A 256-nucleotide genomic window follows, 5' to 3' on the forward strand; every position below is an offset into this window, starting at 1 on the left:
CCCTGGAGGGGGTCGCCGACGTCCCACGCCTCGGCGTAGGAGTCGCCGGCGTTCATGCGGTCGCGCATGTAGGGGTCGACGGAGAGGTAGCGTGTCTCGACGACGACCTCGCCGGGGGCGGGGTCGGGGACGTCGGTCTCGACGAGTTCGAAGGTGTCTCGATCCGGGACGCCGGTCGGTCGCTTCGCGAGGACGTACTGGCGGTTTGTGTCCGTCACGGATGCCGGTCAGTGCTCGTGTCGTAATGCGATTGGGG

At 68.4% G+C, this 256-nt stretch carries 1 pseudogene; it reads right to left on the reverse strand.

Annotated elements, in window-relative coordinates:
• Positions 1-218 (reverse strand): annotated as a pseudogene (locus SM755_RS23910) (NADP-dependent oxidoreductase); the annotation flags it as partial.
• Between the last annotated feature and the right edge of the window lie 38 nt (positions 219-256).

Source organism: Natrialba sp. PRR66 (assembly GCF_034808065.1).
In the GTDB taxonomy this organism is placed as follows: Archaea; Halobacteriota; Halobacteria; order Halobacteriales; family Natrialbaceae; genus Natrialba; species Natrialba aegyptia.